Consider the following 1,023-nt stretch of genomic DNA (forward strand, 5'->3'; position numbering starts at 1 on the left):
AGAAACAACTGGGTCGGTTCAAGACCGAGAATCTGCTGCGGCGCGGCGACGTACAGCGCGATGTCGCGCTCGCCGGGTTGCTCGTTGAGCAATTCCTGCGCCAGCGTCGCCGGGTCAGGAAAGGTGTGGCCGATCAGCAGCCGGCCCCAACCGCAATGCACGGCGATAGGGTCGGCGCCGAGTTCGCTGCCGTCTTCGGCCAGACGCGCCTGCAAGCGTTCATACGACGGTGTCTGACCGCGCAGCAGGCGTTGGCTGATAGCCGTGGCGTGGGGTTTCATCAATCAGATTCCTTGTTCACTGAGCCACAGGTTCAAGGCCGCCAGTTGCCACAGTTTCGAGCCGCGTAACGGGGTCAGTTGGCCTTGCGGATCGGTCAGCAGTTTGTCGAGCATCGCCGGGTTGAACAGGCCGCGATCCTGACTCGGATCGAGCAGCAGTTCGCGCACCCAGTTCAGCGTGTCGCCTTGCAAATGCTTGAGGCCGGGCACCGGGAAGTAGCCTTTTTTGCGATCAATCACTTCGCTCGGAATGACCCGTCGCGCCGCCTCTTTGAGCACCTGTTTGCCGCCGTCAGGCAGCTTGAAGCGACCAGGCACACGAGCCGACAGTTCGACCAGGCGATAGTCGAGAAACGGCGTGCGAGCTTCCAGGCCCCAGGCCATGGTCATGTTGTCGACACGTTTGACCGGGTCATCCACCAGCATCACCGTGCTGTCCAGGCGCAGGGCTTTGTCCACGGCGGCATCGGCGCCCGGTTGGGCGAAATGTTCCTTCACGAAGTCGCCGGCAGCGTCATTGGCCGTCAGCCATTTCGGCTGCACGGTGGCAGCGTAGTCGTCGTAGCTGCGGTCGAAGAATGCCGCGCGATAGGCCGCGTACGGATCCGCCGCACCGTCCACTTGCGGGTACCAGTGATAACCGGCGAACAACTCGTCGGCGCCCTGGCCGCTTTGCACTACCTTGCAGTGTTTGGCCACTTCGCGAGACAACAGGTAGAACGCGATGCAGTCATGGCTGACC

At 62.5% G+C, this 1,023-nt stretch carries 1 protein-coding gene and 1 pseudogene; both read right to left on the reverse strand.

Annotated elements, in window-relative coordinates; all coding sequences use genetic code 11:
• Positions 1 to 281 (reverse strand): annotated as a pseudogene (locus DBR24_RS14555) (N-acetylglutaminylglutamine synthetase); the annotation flags it as partial.
• Positions 282 to 284: 3 nt separating this feature from the next.
• Positions 285 to 1,023 (reverse strand): asparagine synthase-related protein (locus DBR24_RS14560; protein ID WP_256591483.1); only part of this gene is annotated, 739 nt, incomplete at its 5' end.

The sequence above is a fragment of the Pseudomonas sp. HMWF006 genome, from assembly GCF_003061205.1.
GTDB classification, from domain to species: Bacteria; Pseudomonadota; Gammaproteobacteria; order Pseudomonadales; family Pseudomonadaceae; genus Aquipseudomonas; species Aquipseudomonas monsensis.